Below are 18088 nucleotides of genomic sequence, written 5' to 3'. Positions count from 1 at the left end.
GGCGCCGGCAGCGCGTGCAGAGCCGGATCGAACAGCGTTCGACCCGTATTTTGCCTGGCCAGGGGGGTATCAGGCATCGATATCCGTGATGAAGGACACATCCAGCGGCGCGACGATTTCGATGCCGCTGGCCGAGACCAACCGAACCTGGTCGCCGGCGGCTTCCAGGCGTTCCACCCGGTCAAAGCCGGCCGGCACGGGTTGCACGGCCATGATGTACCGAATCACGAGGGGCTGCCCGGGCTGGGCGTGGAGTGTCGTCGGGAAGCCGTCGTCCGAGAGCGGATTGTGGTCCGCAGAGCCGGCCAGGCCGTAGTGGAAATAGGCCGTCACCTCTTCGATGCCCATGACGCCGGCGTGGCGTCCGTTCCAGGGCGGGTAGTGCCTTCCCCCGTTGGAGAGCCAGAAGATCGTGTTGCGGAGCACGCGCGGGTCCTTGAGCGCGAACCAGACGTAGCCGGCCCGGGGAAAGACGACCGCCGTCCAGGCGATGTCCAGGCTCGGGTCAGACACGATCATCGCGAGATCCTCGAAGCCCCGCCGGGCCGGAAACCGCGTCAGGTCCACGGGTTCGCCGGTGATCGACGGCACCGCATCCAGCCGCTCGAACGACGCATCCGCCGCAAGAAACGAGTAGCCGCGCTGTTCGGGTTTCTCGAGCGGTTCGGGGGCCGTTCGCGCCCAGACAAACGGGCTGGTGGAGAGCACGCCGCTGCCCTCCTCGTCGGGGAAGGCGAGCATGGCGTGGTGCCCCGGGCTCAACGGCCCCTCCATCCCCGTGATGACGTGTTCGCTGTAGATGGCGTGATGGCCGTCGACCAGCGCGATACGTTTATCCAGCCGACCTTTCCGGACGCGCGTCTCCAGACTCAGGTGCAGCGTGGTCCGAACGGCGCCCTCTTCCCGGCCCTCGAAGGTCCAGACTTCGTTCGACGACTCGCCGTGAGGCGGGTGCGACTCCCCTTCATAGGGCACATCGTTCGCGCCGAAGGGGAGGCAGAAGAAGTCGCCGCGCAGCGTGGCGAGCATGGGGGGCAGCGCCTCGCGGGTCGCCGGCTCGTCCCACCAGGGGGCCACATGAAACGGTGAAATGGCGCGATCGCCGAACTGGAAACGCGCCGGCCCCAGGTGCCCTCCCTGTTGCGTGAGCGCCAGTTCGACCTCGGGCGTCGCGAGACGCCAGGATGGTTGTCCGAATACCGATTCGAGCATGATGTCTGTTCAGATGGGTGGGTGCAGCGCCACGCGTGAGGACGCCCGCCGGCCTCGTTTTGGAACGGACGGGCGCGAAGGAGATCGGGGTTTCCTACCTCGCCTTCACCGTGCCGCCCAGTTCGACGCCCAGGCCGCCGTCGATCCGAACCGCCTGGCCGGTCATGAAGGTGGCTTCGTCGCTGCACAAATAGGCGACGAGGCCGGCGATCTCGTCCGGTTCGGCGATGCGTTTCACGAGGTGCATCTGGCGCACCTCGTCGTACAGGGCGGCGGGATCGCCGCTCTGCTCCGCCGTCCAGCGGACCATGGGCGTATCGACCGTGCCCGGGCACACCGCGACGCTCCGGATCGACGGCCCGAAATCGATGGCGATGCTCCGGGTGAGGCCGAGCATCGCCGTCTTGCTGGTCGTGTACGGCGCCACGTTGGCCTGCGAGTGAAAGGCCTGCACGCTGGACATGTTGACCACGATGCCGGCCCCCCGGCGCTGCATGCCCGGTATCGCGGCCTGCGCGCACAAAAAGGCGCTCTTGAGATTGACGGCCATGACGCGGTCCCACTCCGCCTCCGTCGTCGACACCACCGTGCCGTAATGCTGGATGCCGGCGTTGTTCACGAGGATATCGGGGTCGCCGAAGGCGTCGCGGACGGCCTGGAACGCCTCCGCCACGTCGGCCGAGCGGGAGGCGTCGCATCGCACGAAGCGGTAGCGCTCGCCGGCCAGGGCAGGATCGCCGGCCTCGTCGAGATCCAGCGAGGCGACGCGCGCGCCTTCGGCGAGCAGCCGGCGCACGATGGCGGCGCCGATTCCCTTAGCGCCCCCGGTGACGACGGCGGTGCGGTCCTGAAAACGTTCCATGAGCGACATACGGGCTGCGGAATGACCGGCTCGGCATCCAGCCGGATGCCGGTCACGGGTGGGTTGTGCCTAAGATAGCGAATGCGCGGAACGAGACCATATGTGTGGAGTATGTTTACCCATCAACCCGCAGGCCCATGTCCGACGCATCGCTCCCTCCCCGCCGCGGCCGCGCCGCCGCCTACAACCCGCCCAACCGTTTCGAGCCCATGCACCTCGAGGAGGACCCGGCGGCGCTCGATGCCGGCGAGTTGCGGCAGATCCGCACCGAGTTCTTCTTCGACACCACGAAACAGGCGCTGTCCAAAAACGACAGCCCGGACATCCCGTTCACCTACAGCATCAACCCGTATCGCGGATGCGAACACGGGTGTATCTACTGCTACGCCCGCCCGTCGCACGAATACCTGGGATTTTCCGCCGGCCTAGACTTCGAATCGCGCATCGTCGTGAAACAGGATATCGCCACGCTGCTGGCGGACGCGTTCGACAAGCCGTCCTGGACCCCGCAATCGATCATGCTGTCCGGCAACACCGACTGCTACCAGCCTGTCGAACGGCGTTTGCGGCTCACCAGGGCCTGTCTCGAGGTGTTCGCTCGCTACCGCAACCCGGTCTCGATCATCACCAAAAACGCCCTCATCACGCGGGACCTGGACCTCCTGGAGGAGCTGGCGGCGCTCCATCTCGTGAGTGTCACGCTGTCGATCACCAGCCTCCGGCCCGAACTCATCCAGGCGATGGAGCCGCGCACCTCCCGCCCGGAGGCACGTCTGCGCACGATCGAAAAGCTGGCCGAAAGAGGGATACCGGTCGGCGTCATGGTGGGGCCCGTCATCCCGGGGCTGACCGACGAAGAGTTGCCAGACATCATCAAGGCCGCCGCCGACCACGGGGCGCAGCGCGCGCACTATGTGATGCTCCGGCTACCGGGCGCCGTGCGCGAGCTGTTTCTCACCTGGCTCGATCACGCATTTCCCGACCGAAAACAGCGTGTCGTCAACCGGTTGACCGAATTGCGTGGGGATGAACTGACCGACAGCCGCTTCGGGGTCCGAATGCGCGGCGAAGGGCACTGGGCGGCCGTGATCAGCCGGCTCTACCGGCTCACGATACAGCGGCTCGGCCTCAATCAGCCTCGAGAACCGCTCGCGACCCAGCATTTTCGCCGTCCGTCGAAGGCGGGTCAGCTCGATCTGTTTCCCTGACCCGATCCGAATCGTACCGCAGCATGTCGCGCCACGACACGATGCCCACGAGCCGGTCGTCCTCCGCATCGAGTACGGGGAGGCAGGATACGTTGCGATCCACCAGCAGGTGGCCGGCTTCCTCAACCGAGGCCTCCGGGGTCACGGACACGATCTGCCGGCTCATCACCTGATGCGCGCGCCGCTCGAGCGTGCGAACGTCCCGATCCTGCTCGCCCATGGTGCCGACGTACGGGCTCATGGCCAGTTTGACGTCCCGATCCGAGATCACGCCGGCGACCCGTTGCTCGTCCATCACCACCACGTGATGGATCCCGTGACGCTCCAGCACGCCGCTGACGAACTGAAGGCTGTCGTCCATGTGGACCGTGATCACGGGCGCCGACATGACGTCGCGCACGCGTTTGACGGGGTGATTGTCGGTCAGGCCGGCGTGGCGAACCAGCGTCAGCGCTTCGTCCGGCCCCGTATAGCGCGACACGAGGAGGCGGATGCCGGGCGCCATGATCGCGCGCCACACGTCCTCGATCTGGTCCGAGAACCGGGGGTCGTTCGTGCGTACGGTCTCGAGCAGGCTCTCGAGCCAGAACGAATAATACAGGGGGCGAACGCCCATTTCGTTGTGCCTGTCGCCGAGCGCCGAAAGCCGGCCGCGGACCTGGATATGGTTTTTGGCGGCGAGCATGCACATGTAGATGGATCCGCGCAGCATCCGATACTGCCGTTCCATATCGGTGTGCGCGAAGAGGGCCGCAATCTGATGCGAGGAGTGCATGAAACGGTCGTAGAACTCCTCGATAAACTGGTTGCCTTCCAGACAGCGTTCGAGGCTGTCGTTGAATAACTGGAAATCCTTGTCTTTCAGCATCTGCCGTTCGCCGCGGCTGATTGAAACATACGCACGGAGACAACACGGGGGGTGTCATCCTGTGTGGTATCGTCCCTCCGCCGTTTTCATCAACCGTTCCGCGCGGAATTCATACCCCGCGCGCCGGATCGGGAAGGCAGGGGCTCAGGCGAGCCGCTTTTTGAGATAGGCCAGCGTGTTCTCCAGGGCCTGCGGATCCAGGTCGCGCGTGAGGGTGGCGTGCCCGGCTCCCGGGATGACGTGTCCGTCGAATCCGTCGCCCAGCAGGGCGCGAAGCCGGTCGAAGCGCTCCTGCCGGCAGAGCCTGTCCTTCTCGTAGCGGAAGCCGAGGACGGCGCAGGGACCCATCCTCCCGACGCGCTCCACCACGGCAGCCTGCTCGCCGGCGGCAAGACCAAGCTCCCCATGAAACAGCAACGGGAGCGACGGCTGCGCGCTGACCACGGCATCCACCGCCGGCTCGGCGACGAGCGCGAGCGCAAAGCCCCCCGTCAGGCACATCCCGATCACCCCTACGCGGTCCACGCCCTCGCGGTCCGTCATGGCCCGCACCAGGGCGCGCATCCAGCGCACGACCGGACTCGTTTTTTGCCGCGAGAACAGGTAAAATTCACGGCTGATGCAGACTCGAACAGTGTTCCATCCCACCGCCGTTTCCTCGGGATCGCCAAAAAGCAGGGGCATATACACCCGGAAGCCTTCCGCGGCCAGGGTGTCGGCCAGCCGCTTGCACTCCGGTGTGAGCCCGGGCAATTCGTGCATCAGCAGGACAGGCGGCCCCGAGGCGTGGGACACGTAGACCCAGTGGGCCATGCCCGCGGTCGTGAACGGGAAGGGGGCGGCGAAGCCTTCGAGCGATCGGGGCGGATGGTGCATGCGGGTGTGGGCGGTGGCAGGTGCGCCTGAAATATATGGCATCACCGGAATCCCCATCGTACTTTAGCCGCCGGCGCACGCAGAAAGGCCGCCGTACCGGCCGCGCTCGTGTCGATCGCTCCATCCCCGCCAACCAGATGTCATTGCAATGGCCAGTAAAAAACTCCGTGTGCTCGTCGTAGGATGCGGCAATATGGGCACGTCGCACGCCCGGGCCTACCACAAGCTCGATGCGTTCGAGATCGTCGGTCTCGTCAGCCGCAAACCCGAGAGCCGCGAACGGCTTTCGGCCGAGCTGGGCGGCCTGCCCACCTTCGCCGGCTTCGACGAGGCACTCTCCGCCACGAAGCCCGACGTCGTGTCGATCAATACCTACCCCGAAACCCACGCCGAGTATGCCCGGAAGAGCCTCGAAGCCGGCGCGCACCTGTTTCTGGAGAAGCCGCTCGCGAACACCGTAGAGGAAGCCCAGCAGATCGTCGATCTCGCCCGGCAGCACGGCCGCAAACTGGTGATCGGATACATCCTGCGGGTCCATCCGGCCTGGAAACGGTTTATCGAGATCGCCCAGACGCTCGGCAAGCCGCTCGTGATGCGCATGAACCTCAACCAGCAGAGCAGCGGCAAAAACTGGGAGACGCACAAGAGCCTGATGAAAACCATGTCGCCGATCGTCGATTGCGGTGTCCACTACGTCGACGTGATGTGCATGATGACGGGCGCGAACCCCGTCCGCGTGAGCGCCATCGGCGCCCGACTGACGGACGAGATCGCGGCCGACATGTACAACTACGGCCAGCTGCAGGTGACCTTCGACGACGGCTCGGTCGGCTGGTACGAGGCCGGCTGGGGGCCGATGATGAGCGAGACGGCGTTTTTCGTGAAGGACGTGATCGGGCCCCGGGGATGCGTGAGCATCGAGGACAAGCCGGCCGGCACGAGCGACACCATCGACGACCATTCGAAAACCGGTGGGCTGCGCCTGCACCACAGCGCACTGGATGCCGGCGGTCACTTCGCCCGGCCGGACGACATGATCGATACGTCGGACGAGCCGTCTCACGACGCGCTTTGCGAACTCGAACAGCGTTTTCTGCTCAACGCGATCGAAAACGACGTCGACCTGTCCGACCACGGCCGCGACGCCGTGAACAGCCTCAAGATCGTGCTCGCCGCCGACGAGGCCTTCCGCACCGGACGCGTCGTGAACCTCTGACGGCGGCATGGATCCCTGGCGCACGGACGCTTTGATCGCCATCGCGTGCGGCATCGCGGTGTTTTTCGCCGCGCGCCGCGCGTTCCGGCCGATCGGCTACATCATCGAGGTCATCTTCAACCGCTCGCGCGGCGTACAGGACGATACCCCGACGTTCTACGATGTGTTTTTCGGCGGATACGGGATCGGGTATCTCGGGTATTATTTTGGCGTTCGCGTCCACCGCGGCCTGTCGCCGGCCAGTGTCGTCGCCGACGAACTGGTGTGGCTGATGGCGGCGATCGCCGTCGGCCTCCTGCTGATCGCCGTCAGCATGTACTTCAAGATCCTCTGGTACGAGCGGGTGCTGCTGGTCTTTCTCATCGGCGCCGGGGTATTCACCGCCTGGCTGCTCGCGAGCTGAGGCGGCACACCTCAACGGGGTGGGTCGGGCGAGCGTTCGCGTGTCGGATTCAGGTTGTAGGTCTCGGATTGCCCCTTCGGTATCGAAATCCAGTCCCACTGCGTGCCCTGCTGGATCCGGGCGAGCAGGATGATCTGGCCGACGTGGTAGGCGACGTGGGCGACCGCCCGCAGCAGCGCGGCGCGGACGGTGAGGGGTTGCGCGCGAATCGTGACCGTCCGGTCCGCATCGGCATCCGTAAGGGCGCCCACCTCGCGCCAGACCACCTCCCAGCCCTCCTCCCAGTACGCCATCATGGCGGCGCGGTCCGGAAAGGGGCGATCGTGGAACTCTTCGTCGCGCCGGCGCCACGGCTTCTCGCCGTCGGAGGTCAGGAAATCGGTGAATCGCGAGCGGAGGTTGCCGCTCATATGCCGTACGATCATGGCGATCGAGTTGCCATCGGGCGCAGGGACCACGTCCAGCGCCGCGTCGGAGACCTGCGCCATCGCGTTTTCCGCCGTGGCCTTGTACCGTTTAAATTCGAGCAATGCGTCCTGAATCACGAGATTTAGGGGGATGCGACGTGGACAAAAAGGTGCGCCGCAATGCGGCGCGATTCGTATACTGTTCGTGCTGAAAGATACACCATTCCTGCTTATAGCTATGCGCACGTTTCTGTTCGCCCTGCTTCTGGTCATCGGCCTCGCGCCGGCGTCTACGAAGGCCCAGCAGCCTGTCACATTCGAAGACTACACCCGCGCCGAATCCTTTCTTTCGGCGAGCACCTGGCCCCTGGTTTATCGCGGGTCCGTCCGCCCCGATTTTTATAGCGGCGACGCGTTCTGGTATCGGAACAGCACACCGGCAGGCAGCGAGTTCGTACGGGTCAACCCCGGGCGAAAGAGCCGCGAACTGGCGTTCGATCATGCGCGGCTGGCAGAGGCCCTGTCGGCAGCCGCCGATTCTTCGTTCTCCGGCGATAAGCTGCCGTTCAACACCATCGCCCTGTCGGCGGACGGGCGGTCCGTGTCGGTGGATATCGGGCGAGCCGGCTACACCTGCGACCTCCGCGCATACACCTGCGAACGCGCGCGCCGGCGCGCGGCGCGTGCAGACCGCAACAGCGTGATTTCGCCCGATGGCGCCCGAGCAGCGTTCATCCGCGATCATAACCTCTGGATGCGCGACCTCGCGACGGGCGCCGAGACGCAGCTCACGACCGACGGCGTCGAGGAATTCGGTTACGCGACCAACAACGCCGGCTGGACGCGCAGCGACACGCCGGTCCTGCTCTGGTCGCCCGATTCCCGCAGGATCGCCACGTTCCAGCACGACGGACGCGGCGTGGAAAACATGTACCTGACGTCTACCGAGACGGGGCGGCCCAAGCTGGAGGCCTGGAAATATCCGCTCCCGGGCGATAGCCTCATCTTCCGCATCGAGCGCGTGGTGATCCATGTCGACGAGCCCCGCGTCGTGCGGCTCCAGATGCCGCCCGATCCGCATCGCAGCACGACCACCGACCACATCGCCGGCCGCGGAGGCCGCTTTCTCGATGTGGAGTGGAGCGAAGACAGCAGCCGGCTTGCGTTCGTCTCCAGCTCCCGCGATCACAAGGTCGCCACCCTCCGCGTCGCCGATCCCGAGTCCGGCGCGGTGCGCGACGTCCTGACCGAACGGACAAACACGTACTTCGAGTCCGGCTACAGCGACGCCAACTGGCACGTCCTGTTCGATTCGAACGAGGTGATCTGGTTTTCGGAGCGGGACAACTGGGGGCACCTCTACCTCTACGACCTGGGGACGGGCGAGCTCAAGCACCGGATCACGCAGGGCGACTGGGCCGTGCTGGATGTGGTCCGCCTGGACCCGAAGAGCCGGACCATCTTCTTCACCGCCGGCGGCCGCGAAGCCGGCGATCCGTATTTCCAGCATCTGTATCGCGTCAACCTCAGCGGCGACAACCTCAAGCTCCTGACACCGGAAGAGGCGCATCACACCACGACCTTCACCCCCTCGGGCGACTATTTCGTCGACACCTATTCCACGCCGACCACGCCGCCGGTGACGGTCCTTCGCGACGCATCGGGCAAGCTGATGCTGGAACTGGAACGCGCCGATATTTCGGCCCTCGAGGCCGCCGGCTGGCAGCCGCCCATCCCCATCACCGTAAAGGCCCGGGACGGCGTGACCGATCTCTACGGGTTGATGTATCGCCCCTCCCAGTTCGACGCGGCGCAACGGTACCCCGTCATCAACTACATCTACCCGGGCCCCCAGTCCGGCAGCGTCGGCTCGCGCAGCTTCGCCGCGGCGCGCGGCGACAAGCAGGCCATCGCGGAACTCGGATTTGTCGTCATCGAGATCGACGCCATGGGCACGCCCGGCCGCTCGAAGTCGTTTCACGACGCCTATTACGGCAACATGGGCGACAACGGCCTGCCGGACCAGATCACGGCCATCCAGCAGCTGGCGAAAAGCAACCCGTGGATCGATGACAGCCGCGTGGGCATCTACGGCCACTCCGGCGGCGGCTTCGCCTCGGCGGCCGCCATGCTCCGGTATCCCGACTTCTACGATGTCGCGGTTTCCAGCGCCGGCAACCACGACAACCGGATCTACGAAGACGATTGGGGCGAAAAATGGCAGGGCCTGCTCGAGCGGTACCCGGACGGCACGACCAATTACGACAACCAGGCCAATCAGCTGCAGGCCGGCAACCTGAAGGGCAAGCTGCTCATCGCCCACGGCACCATGGACAACAATGTCCCGCCTTACAATACGCTGGCGCTCGTCGATGCCCTCATCAAGGCGAACAAGGATTTCGACCTGTTGATGATCCCCAACGCGCGTCACGGCTTCGGCAGCGCGTCGGCGTATTTCATGCGCCGGCGCTGGGATTATTTCGTCCGAAACCTGAAGGGGGTGGAGCCCCCGAAAGAATACGAGATCGGCCGGCGTATGGAGGTGCAACAGCCCACCGGTTGACGCGTATCGCCTGCCACGCCCGACGTCGCATCACGAACATCCTTTTCTCATGAGCTTTCTGTTTCGGCGCACGCTGTTTGCCGCCGTTCTGCTTCTACCCCTGTCCCTCGGTATTTCGCATGCGCACGATCTGTCGCCCGACCCGGAAAAGCCGGGGGCGGTGGTCAGGGACATCCCCCGCGTCGACGACGCCGACATCGAGATCGACGGCGTGCTGGACGAGCCGGTGTGGCAGGATGCGGCGTTGTTCACCGGATTCTACGACTACCTCCCGATCGACGGCCGGCCGGCCACCGACACCACCCACGTGCTCGTCTGGTATTCCCCCACGGCGATCCACTTCGGCATCCGCGCCTACGAGACGCACAACGAAGTCCGGGCCACCCTCGCCGACCGCGACAAGCTCGAAGGGGAAGACTACGTGCAGATTCTGCTGGACACCTACAACGACAGCCGGCAGGCCGTCGTCATCGGCGTCAACGCGCTGGGGCAGCAGGCGGACGGGATCCTGCGCGACGCCGTCTCCGCCGGCGTCTCCTTCGGCAACGGCAGACCGTATGTCGTGGACTACAGCCCGGACTACGTCTACGAATCGAAGGGCCATCTGACACCCTATGGCTACGAGATCGAGATCCGCGTCCCCTTCAAAAGCCTCCGCTACCAGTCGGACTTCGTGCAGGACTGGGGCTTCAACATCATTCGCCAGGTGCAGCACTCCGGCTTCTCCAACACCTGGGCGCCCGTCCGGCTCGCGAGCGCGTCGTTCCTGTCCCAGAACGGGCAGTTGCGTCAGCTGACCGACCTGCGGCGAGGGCTGGTGCTCGATATCAGTCCGGAAGTCACGGGCGCGGTGAGCCGGCTCGACCCCACGGCCGGCTGGGACCTCAACGCCCGCGACCCGCTCGGCGTCAACGTCCGCTGGGGCATATCCAACAACCTGACATTCAACGGGACGGTCAACCCCGATTTTTCCCAGGTCGAGGCCGATGTCGCCCAGATCCAGTACGACCCGCGCCGCGCGGTCTTCGTCCCGGAAAAACGCCCCTTCTTCCTCGACGGGATCGAGCAGTTCCAGACCCCGTCCCAGCTCATCTATACCCGGCGCATCGGCAATCCGCTGAGTGCGGCCAAAATCACGGGCAAGACCGGGGCGACGAACGTCGCGTACATCAGCGCCGTCGACAACACCCGGCAATTCCTTTCCCAGCTCGACCCGGCATTTTTTAACGCCGTACGCCTGCGCCGAGACCTCCGCGGCCAGAACACGATCGGGCTCACGTATACCGACAAGATCGACGGCGCACACTGGAACCGCGTCGCCGCCGTCGACGGACGCACCCTGTTTTCCGACATCTATTCGGTGACGTATCAGACGGGCTTCAGCGCAACGGGAGATCCCGGAGAGACCACGCTGGCGCCGATGTGGTACGTGGCGGCGAGCGCCTCCGGCCGAAAGTACGGCGCATCCTTCTCCACGACAGGATACCACGGCGAGTTCAACGCCGAGTCGGGTTTTATCAACCGGACCGGCGTCGCCACGATGACGTTCCGACCGCGCATCACCTGGTACGGGACCGAGGGTGACGCCGTGGAGTCGTTTACGACGAGCATCACCCTGGACGGCACCTGGGACTACGACCGCTTCACCCGCGGCACCGGTCCGAACGACCGCAAGCTCCATGGCAACACGGGGTACAGCCTGCGGGGCGGTTGGAACGGCGGGACGTCGGTCTATTACGAATCGTTCAAGTACCCGGACGAGCTGTACACCGACTTCTTCGTCGAGCGGACCGATGCCGCCGGCGTGCCGGTGGATACCGTGGCCTACTCCGGTGTGGACCGCCTGACGAACCTCGGCTTCTGGACGTTCATGAGCACGCCCCAGCTCAACACGTTTTCGAGCGAGGTCTTTATCGTCGCCGGCCGCGACGACAACTTTTTCGAGTGGGCCTCCGCCGATATCGTTTTCATCGACCTCGCGCTGAACTGGAATCCCACCGACAAGCTGCGTTTCAACCTGCTGTACAGCCATCAGCAGTACATCCGCGCGAATGACCGCAGCAACGTAGGCATCCGCCGCGTACCGCGTCTGAAGGTGGAGTACCAGCTCACCCCCTCCCTGTTCGTCCGCCTCGTGGGGCAATACGACGCCAACTTCGTGGATGCGCTCCGCGACAACTCGCGCACGGAAGGCGCCATTCTCGTGCTGGACCGCGAGACCGGCACCTATCAGCGGTCCGTGGCGCGGCGCACCAACAACGTGCGGGTCGACTGGCTGTTATCCTACCGACCCACGCCCGGAACGGTGCTCTTTCTGGGTTACGGCAGCAGCCTGAACGAGCCCAACACCTATCGCTTCAACGCCCTTCGGCGCGTCAACGACGGCTTCTTCTTCAAACTGAGCTACCTGTTCCGCGTGTAGCCGGGTCAGGCCGCGAGCCGCTCGATAGCGACGCGCATCCGGCGCACGCAGGTCTCCCGCCCCAGCACCTCGAGCATCTCGAAGAGGCTCGGGCCGTTGGTGATGCCGCTTACGGCCAGACGGACCGGATGGATGATCCGGCCGGCACCGGCCTCGCGCGACTCCGCCAGTTCGCGCAGCTGCTCCTCGCATACCGCGGCCGTGAACGCCGGCGCCTCCTCCAGCCGCGTCGCATAGGCGGCGAGCAGATCGGCCGAATCCTCTTTCCACCGTTTCGCGACGCCATCCGGATCGTAGGCCTGGGGCTCCTCGAAGAAGAAGCGCCAGGTCGATGCCAGCTCGTGCAGAAACGTGATGCGATCCTTCATCAGGCCGGCGACCCGTTCGACATACGCGGGCTCTGCCGTGAGGCCGGCGGCATCGAGATACGGGCGCACGCGGCCGGCGAGGGATGCGTCGTCCATCTGGCGCAGATGCTGCTGGTTGTACCAGTTCATCTTGTCCGGACTGTACTGCGTTCCTCCCTTCCCGATGCGTTCCAGCGAAAACGCATCGATCAGATCCGGCAGGTTGAACACTTCGCGTTCGTCGCCCGGATTCCAGCCCAGAAAGGCGAGGTAGTTGACGAGCGCCTCTGGTTCGTAGCCGAGTTCGCGATACTGGCGCACGTTGACCGGGATGCCCATCTTGTCGGCATTGCGCTTGGATAGCTTGCCGCCGTTGGGGCTGAGGATGAGCGGCAGGTGCGCCATCTGCGGCGGCTCCCAGCCCAGGGACCGGTAGAGCAGGATGTGTTTCGGCGTCGAGGGCAGCCATTCCTCCCCGCGCACGATGTGGGATATCCGCATGAGGTGATCGTCCACCACATTCGCAAGGTGGTAGGTCGGCAGCCCGTCCGATTTCATCAGGACCTGGTCGTCGATCTCCGAGGACTTGAAGACGACCGTCCCGCGGATGATGTCGTTAAACTGGATCGTCTGGCCCTGGGGCACATTCAGGCGCACGACATACGGCTCGCCGGCATCCACGCGGGCCTTTACCTCCGAGGCCGGCAGGGTGAAGGCGTTCCGCATGGCGAGGCGCGTCTCGGCGTCGTAGCGGGGGTTGGGGTTTTCGCCCGAGGTCAGCCGATCCCGCATGGCCTGCAATTCCTCGGGCGTATCGAAGGCAAAATAGGCGTGCCCTTCCGCCAGGAGGCGGTCCACCTGCTCCTTATAAAACGCCTTGCGCTCGCTCTGGTAGTAGGATCCGAACGGGCCGCCGATCCGCGGACCCTCGTCGTAGGAGAGGCCGGCCCAGGCGAGGGCGTCGAGGATATCCTGTTCCGCCTCGTCCACGAACCGCTCCTGGTCCGTATCCTCGATACGCAACACGAACGTCCCGCCATGCCGGCGGGCGAACAGGTAGTTGTAGAGCGCCGTCCGCAACCCTCCGATATGCAGCAACCCCGTCGGACTCGGCGCGAAGCGCACCCGCACGTCAGTCATGATTCAGCACTGTGTCGATAGATTCTTGAGCCAACAATAGCGGCTCAAGATACGGCCCGAGACCGTTCCCGCCATGTGCTAGTCATATTTTCGAATAGCCGACCCGCGCCTCAGTCGTCGTGCTGGGCGGCTTCGACGGTGACGCCGGGGTAAAAGACGTAGAGCGTCGCGAGCGCCGTGGGCGTCAGGCTCACATCGGGAAACTCGATCGTCTCGTCGGCGCCGACGACATAGCCGGGGCGGGCGTAGTCGGGCGTGTTCGAGGGGAAGAGCAGGCCGGTGAGGAAGACGAGCACCGCGGTGATCACCGCCGCGCGGAACGAGACGGGGGCCTTGCGTTGCCACACGGACCGGCGGTCGTCGGCGCGGTTATGGCGTATCGAGGACACGCGAAGGGCATCGAGCTTCTTGAAAAACCCGTCGTCGACCGAGGGCGGGACGACGAGATGTTCAGAGCGGCTCATCCGCCGGAAGCGCATGATGTGTTCGAGATCGCGCCGGCACGAGACGCACTCCGCCAGATGCGCAAAAAGCGGCCCCTGTTCGTTCAGCCCCAGTTCGCCGTCGACGAACAGGTTCAACGCTTCCAGCGCCGTATCGTCATTGATGTCCGCGGCATGGGCCAGCGGTCGATTGGATTCCGTAGACATACGCGTATATCAAGCTCGATTCGAAATACCGTGAACCTGGCAGGAGGCCAGGTCACTCCACCCCGATCTTGGGAGCTTCGCTCCCAAGCGCATCCTCGAGGTATTTGGCCAGTGTCCGCCGAGCTTTAAAGAGCCGCGATTTTACCGCACTGAGTGAACTGCGGGTGATTGCGGCGATCTCTTCATAGGTCAGGTTTTGATATTCCCGGAGAACGATCACTTCGCGATAGTCCGGCTTCAGCGTCGCCAGGTAGCGATTCACCAGCTCGATCTGCTCGCTTTTCTCCAGTTCCTGGATCGGTGTCTCGCGATCGGGACGGAGCGAGGGCGATTCCTCGTGCTGGGGTTCGAAGGCTACCTGCCAGTTGTTGCGGCGCAGCTGATTGAGGCACTGATTCCGCGCGATCGTATAGAGCCAGGATCGGAACGAATCCGTTTTAATCAGGCGCTCGCGGTTCTCGTACACACGGAGAAAGGTCTCCTGCATGGCGTCGCGAGCCTGTTCACGGTTCAGGAGCATTTTGACGCAGAAGGCGTAGACAGCAGCCTTGTAGCGGTTGTACAACGAGACAAACGCAAACTCGTCGCCCGACTTGAACGCTTCAATCAGCGCCCTATCATCCTGTGGTATGTCGCTCGATGGCATGTCCATACGTTCCGCGAATCCTGGTTCCGGGATACGTTTAGTACGACAATCGGCATGATTAAAAGTTGCCCGGTGCTGAACCTCCCGCCCGTGTATGACGTTTGTGGCGCTATCGTCCCGGTATCCCGCCCCTTCCAGGATTCCACCAGCATCGCTTTATCCTCGCCCTTTGTCCACGCATTGTTCACTCCGTTTAATCAAGTAGCAGTACGCATAGCAGCATCATGAAACACCTAGTTGAACCAACGCATCGGCGTTCTCTACTGCTCGTCGCCCTGGCGCTCACGGTAGGCCTCACCCTGGCCGGTTGCAGCGGTTCGGGCCAGACCGCCATCGAATCCGGGAAGGAAACAGGGAGCGCGGTGGCGCGGATCGCCGGCAAACCCCTCACGCTCCACGAATTCGAGGATCGCTATGCCCGTTCCGTCGGTGGTCGCCCGATGGCCATAGCCGATTCGCTCGCCGAGTACGAGGACTTCCTGAACCGCTATGCCGAGTTCCGGATGAAGGTCATGTATGCCGAAGAGCTGGGGCTCGCCAGCGACCCTTCGATCACGAACGAAATCGACGCCTACCGCAAGCAACTCGCGCGTCCGTTCCTGCTCGAGCGCTCGATCATGGAGCCCATCCTCCACACGCTGTACGAGCGCCGTCAGAAGATCGTGGATGCGAGTCACATCCTGATTCGGGTGCCGCAGGATGCGCCGCCGGCGGATACGCTGGCCGCCTACAACAAGCTGATGGCCATCCGCGACTCCGCCCGGCAGGGGGTCGATTTCGGCGACCTCGCCGCCCGTAACTCCGAAGACCCCTCGGCGCGCGGCAACGCGGCCGGCGCCCGCGGCCGGCTCGGCTATTTCTCCGGCGGCCAGATGGTGGAATCGTTTGAGGAAGTAGCCTACACCACGCCGGTGGACTCGATCTCGGGCATCTTCCGTTCGCAGTTCGGCTACCACATCCTGAAAGTTCACGACCTCCGCGACCGCGTGCCGGACCGCTGGGCGTCCCACATCGCCGTCCGCGACGCGCCGCGCCTGGGCGACAACTCGACGCCGCGCGAACGCATCGAGGCGATTTACGCCGAACTGAAGGCCGGCGCGGACTTCCGCGAGATGGCCAAGACCCGGTCCGAAGACACCGAGACCGGATCGCGCGGGGGCCAGCTGGGCCGCGTCGCCTACACGACGCCGCAGCTTCCGGAGTCGTTCAAGAACGCCCTGTTCAACATTCCCGAACCCGGCGGCTTCTCGGATATCATCGAGACGGCGTACGGCCTGCACATCGTGCGACTCGATCAGATCGAAGAACCGCAGACGTTCGAGGAGAGCTACGAAGACCTCAAGCTGAACGCCACCCGCCTTCCCCGCGTCCGCGAAGCGGAAGACCGCATGGCCGCCACGATCCGCAAGCGGGAAGGCGTCTTCGTCGATACGACCGCCATCCTGAGTGCGCTGCACGGCCGCCCCTTCCGGGCCCGCGACATCCTGGACACGCCGGCGGAAGACATGAGCAAGCTCGTGATCGGCGTCGGCTCCGAGCGTCAAACGTTCAAAGACATCGTCGACTACGCCGAGACGGCGAACCTGCCGTACATCGCCGATACGCTGCAGCGGGTCTACCGGACGATCGACATGTACCTCAACAACGCGGCGCTGGATCTCGAAGCATCGCGCCTCGAGGTAACGAACGACGACTTCAAGACCATCATGGCCGAGTTCCGCGACGGGCTGCTCCTGTTCAAGCTCATGGAGGATTCGGTCTGGTCCGCCGCCGCGCAGGACACCGCCGCCCTGATGGCGTATCATCACCCGCGCGCCGACAGCTTCTGGTTTCCCGACCGGACGCGCATCATCAGCATCCGCAGCCGGAGTGACTCGACGCTGAAAGCCATGACCGGGCACCTGAGTCACGGCCTCTCGGTATCCGCGCTGGTGGACATGGCGCAGAAGGACACGCTCAACATCATCCGGGTCGACACGACCTTCATGGCCGGCCCGAACAACTCGGTGTACGACCGCGCCCTCTCGATCGCCCGCGGCCAGGCTACGGCGCCGATCCTGAACGCCGGCAGCTACATCGCCCTCGTCAACGACGGGGTGGAGCCCGCGCGCCAGAAGACGTTCTGGGAGGCCCGGGCCGAGGTGCTGAGCGAATACCAGGAGCAGCTCGAGGACGGGCTGGTGAAGCGGCTCCGCAAGAAATACAAGGTGCAGCTTTACCCCGCCCAGCTCGCGCCGGCCTTCGCGGAGGAGAAGCACAAGGCGGCGATCGCCAATATCGACCCGACACTGCCACAAATCGCTAATGACTGACACCCCTCGCGTCCCGGACCGGGCGAAACCCTTCGCCCGGTTTCCGGGGTGGTCGTTCCTGTTCACGCTGCTGCTGCTTTTCGTCAGCGCCGGCTGCAAAAAGGAAGAAGTCGTGCCGGACTTCGCGGTCCGCGTCGGCAGCAACTACCTCTCGGTGGACGAACTCAACGCCAGTCTCAAGACGCTGGTGACGGGTCTGGATTCCGTCGAGGCCCGGAAGCAGATCATCGAGCAATGGGTCACGCGCGAACTGATCGCCCAGGAGGCGATTCGCAAGGGGCTCCAGAACGACGAGGAAGTGTTGCGCCTCGTCGCCGAAAACGAACGCTCGGTGCTCGTGAGCGCCTTGCTTTCCCGGTTCTACCTCGAAGAGGACAACGAACCCTCGGAGAGCGACATCGAGGCCTACTACGCGCAGCACGCGGAGCAATTTCTCCTCAAGGAGGACTACCTCCGGGTGCGGTATCTGACGACGGCGACGGAATCCGAAGCCAACCGCGCGCGCGACCGCCTGCGCGACGCCACCGCCGCCGGCACCGCCGATTCCCTCTGGAACTCCATCGCGCGCGAGTTCGCCCAGGACTTCGACGGCTCCACCCGGCTCAACCTCAACTTTTTCCCCCAGAGCCGGCTCTTCCCGACCGCCGTGCTCCGGGAGTGGACGCAGCGGCTGAATGACGGCCAGATCGCCCCCGTACTCAACGAAGGCGGGCGGTACCACGTGCTGCAGGTCGTGGAACGCCGGGCGGCCGGCACCACCCCCCGCATGGAATGGATCGAGGACGACCTCAAGGAACGCCTCATCATCGACGCCCGGAAACAGATGGTTGCGCGTCAGGTTCAACGGCTCAGAAACGAAGCGCTGGCCCGCGAGGACCTCGAAATACGGTAGCGCACCTCTTCTTCCGCTCGTCGTCGACTCCTGTGCGATACCGGGCAATAATATCCAGACGAAC

Annotated in this window: 15 protein-coding genes; 7 read left to right on the top strand and 8 right to left on the bottom strand. The window is 64.5% G+C overall.

Features of this window, described 5'->3' with window-relative positions; genetic code table 11:
- Window positions 1-69: 69 nt before the first annotated feature.
- The gene (locus R2834_13555) at window positions 70-1212 is read right to left on the bottom strand and encodes a hypothetical protein (protein MEZ4701357.1); all 1143 of its coding nucleotides are present in this window, start codon (window positions 1210-1212) and stop codon (window positions 70-72) included.
- Between the two features lie 94 nt (window positions 1213-1306).
- Window positions 1307-2074 (bottom strand): glucose 1-dehydrogenase, encoded by a 768-nt coding sequence (locus R2834_13550; GenBank protein MEZ4701356.1) that lies wholly within the window; start codon window positions 2072-2074, stop codon window positions 1307-1309.
- Window positions 2075-2211: 137 nt separating this feature from the next.
- Between R2834_13550 and R2834_13545 the strand changes: the two genes are divergently transcribed.
- Window positions 2212-3282: a PA0069 family radical SAM protein gene (locus R2834_13545; protein MEZ4701355.1), complete on the top strand. Its 1071-nt coding sequence runs from the start codon at window positions 2212-2214 to the stop codon at window positions 3280-3282.
- Here R2834_13545 and R2834_13540 read toward each other — a convergent pair.
- Window positions 3203-4150, bottom strand: coding sequence for a CBS domain-containing protein (locus R2834_13540; GenBank protein ID MEZ4701354.1), 948 nt, complete (start codon window positions 4148-4150; stop codon window positions 3203-3205). The genes R2834_13545 and R2834_13540 overlap by 80 nt on opposite strands.
- Window positions 4151-4294: 144 nt before the next feature.
- A complete protein-coding gene (locus R2834_13535; GenBank protein MEZ4701353.1) occupies window positions 4295-5026 on the bottom strand; it encodes a dienelactone hydrolase family protein in 732 nt (243 codons plus the stop codon).
- Between the two features lie 148 nt (window positions 5027-5174).
- Between R2834_13535 and R2834_13530 the strand changes: the two genes are divergently transcribed.
- Window positions 5175-6242: a Gfo/Idh/MocA family oxidoreductase gene (locus tag R2834_13530; protein ID MEZ4701352.1), complete on the top strand. Its 1068-nt coding sequence runs from the start codon at window positions 5175-5177 to the stop codon at window positions 6240-6242.
- 7 nt (window positions 6243-6249) lie between these two features.
- Window positions 6250-6645 (top strand): hypothetical protein, encoded by a 396-nt coding sequence (locus R2834_13525; protein ID MEZ4701351.1) that lies wholly within the window; start codon window positions 6250-6252, stop codon window positions 6643-6645.
- A gap of 11 nt (window positions 6646-6656) precedes the next feature.
- Here R2834_13525 and R2834_13520 read toward each other — a convergent pair whose 3' ends face one another.
- The gene (locus R2834_13520) at window positions 6657-7190 is read right to left on the bottom strand and encodes a DUF1572 family protein (GenBank protein MEZ4701350.1); all 534 of its coding nucleotides are present in this window, start codon (window positions 7188-7190) and stop codon (window positions 6657-6659) included.
- 100 nt (window positions 7191-7290) lie between these two features.
- Between R2834_13520 and R2834_13515 the strand changes: the two genes are divergently transcribed.
- Together R2834_13515 and R2834_13510 are read left to right on the top strand one after the other, a co-directional pair.
- Window positions 7291-9615, top strand: coding sequence for a DPP IV N-terminal domain-containing protein (locus tag R2834_13515; GenBank protein ID MEZ4701349.1), 2325 nt, complete (start codon window positions 7291-7293; stop codon window positions 9613-9615).
- A gap of 49 nt (window positions 9616-9664) precedes the next feature.
- A complete protein-coding gene (locus tag R2834_13510) occupies window positions 9665-12037 on the top strand; it encodes a DUF5916 domain-containing protein (GenBank protein ID MEZ4701348.1) in 2373 nt (790 codons plus the stop codon).
- A 5-nt stretch (window positions 12038-12042) separates the two neighbouring features.
- On the opposite strand, the gene gltX is transcribed toward R2834_13510, so the two are convergent.
- From gltX to R2834_13495, 3 genes are all read right to left on the bottom strand, one after another.
- Window positions 12043-13524, bottom strand: coding sequence for a glutamate--tRNA ligase (gene gltX / locus R2834_13505; GenBank protein ID MEZ4701347.1), 1482 nt, complete (start codon window positions 13522-13524; stop codon window positions 12043-12045).
- Window positions 13525-13634: 110 nt separating this feature from the next.
- Window positions 13635-14174, bottom strand: a complete 540-nt coding sequence (locus R2834_13500) for a zf-HC2 domain-containing protein (protein MEZ4701346.1) — start codon at window positions 14172-14174, stop codon at window positions 13635-13637.
- Between the two features lie 52 nt (window positions 14175-14226).
- Window positions 14227-14826: an RNA polymerase sigma factor gene (locus tag R2834_13495; GenBank protein MEZ4701345.1), complete on the bottom strand. Its 600-nt coding sequence runs from the start codon at window positions 14824-14826 to the stop codon at window positions 14227-14229.
- Window positions 14827-15044: 218 nt separating this feature from the next.
- On the opposite strand from R2834_13495, the gene R2834_13490 reads away from it, so the two are divergent.
- Entirely contained in the window at window positions 15045-17132 is a 2088-nt protein-coding gene (locus R2834_13490; protein MEZ4701344.1) for a peptidylprolyl isomerase, read from the top strand.
- Complete coding sequence (locus tag R2834_13485) at window positions 17125-18024, top strand: peptidyl-prolyl cis-trans isomerase (protein ID MEZ4701343.1); 900 nt, start codon at window positions 17125-17127, stop codon at window positions 18022-18024. Before R2834_13490 ends, R2834_13485 begins: the two co-directional genes overlap by 8 nt.
- The last annotated feature ends 64 nt before the right edge of the window (window positions 18025-18088 follow it).

Source organism: Rhodothermales bacterium, from assembly GCA_041391505.1.
Taxonomy (GTDB): Bacteria; Bacteroidota; Rhodothermia; order Rhodothermales; family JAHQVL01; genus JAWKNW01.
The sequence above is the reverse complement of the archived record's forward strand: the minus strand, read 5'-3'. Positions and strand labels throughout refer to the sequence as shown.

Excerpts from the sequence above, each read along its gene's own strand:
- R2834_13540 (MEZ4701354.1), bottom strand. The coding sequence starts at position 4,150 with ATGCTGAAAGACAAGGATTTCCAGTTATTCAACGACAGCCTCGAACGC.
- R2834_13510 (MEZ4701348.1), top strand. The coding sequence starts at position 9,665 with ATGAGCTTTCTGTTTCGGCGCACGCTGTTTGCCGCCGTTCTGCTTCTA.
- R2834_13515 (MEZ4701349.1), top strand. The coding sequence starts at position 7,291 with ATGCGCACGTTTCTGTTCGCCCTGCTTCTGGTCATCGGCCTCGCGCCG.
- R2834_13500 (MEZ4701346.1), bottom strand. The coding sequence starts at position 14,174 with ATGTCTACGGAATCCAATCGACCGCTGGCCCATGCCGCGGACATCAAT.
- R2834_13525 (MEZ4701351.1), top strand. The coding sequence starts at position 6,250 with ATGGATCCCTGGCGCACGGACGCTTTGATCGCCATCGCGTGCGGCATC.
- R2834_13535 (MEZ4701353.1), bottom strand. The coding sequence starts at position 5,026 with ATGCACCATCCGCCCCGATCGCTCGAAGGCTTCGCCGCCCCCTTCCCG.
- R2834_13545 (MEZ4701355.1), top strand. The coding sequence starts at position 2,212 with ATGTCCGACGCATCGCTCCCTCCCCGCCGCGGCCGCGCCGCCGCCTAC.
- R2834_13550 (MEZ4701356.1), bottom strand. The coding sequence starts at position 2,074 with ATGGAACGTTTTCAGGACCGCACCGCCGTCGTCACCGGGGGCGCTAAG.
- R2834_13485 (MEZ4701343.1), top strand. The coding sequence starts at position 17,125 with ATGACTGACACCCCTCGCGTCCCGGACCGGGCGAAACCCTTCGCCCGG.
- gltX (MEZ4701347.1), bottom strand. The coding sequence starts at position 13,524 with ATGACTGACGTGCGGGTGCGCTTCGCGCCGAGTCCGACGGGGTTGCTG.
- R2834_13495 (MEZ4701345.1), bottom strand. The coding sequence starts at position 14,826 with ATGGACATGCCATCGAGCGACATACCACAGGATGATAGGGCGCTGATT.
- R2834_13490 (MEZ4701344.1), top strand. The coding sequence starts at position 15,045 with ATGAAACACCTAGTTGAACCAACGCATCGGCGTTCTCTACTGCTCGTC.
- R2834_13555 (MEZ4701357.1), bottom strand. The coding sequence starts at position 1,212 with ATGCTCGAATCGGTATTCGGACAACCATCCTGGCGTCTCGCGACGCCC.
- R2834_13530 (MEZ4701352.1), top strand. The coding sequence starts at position 5,175 with ATGGCCAGTAAAAAACTCCGTGTGCTCGTCGTAGGATGCGGCAATATG.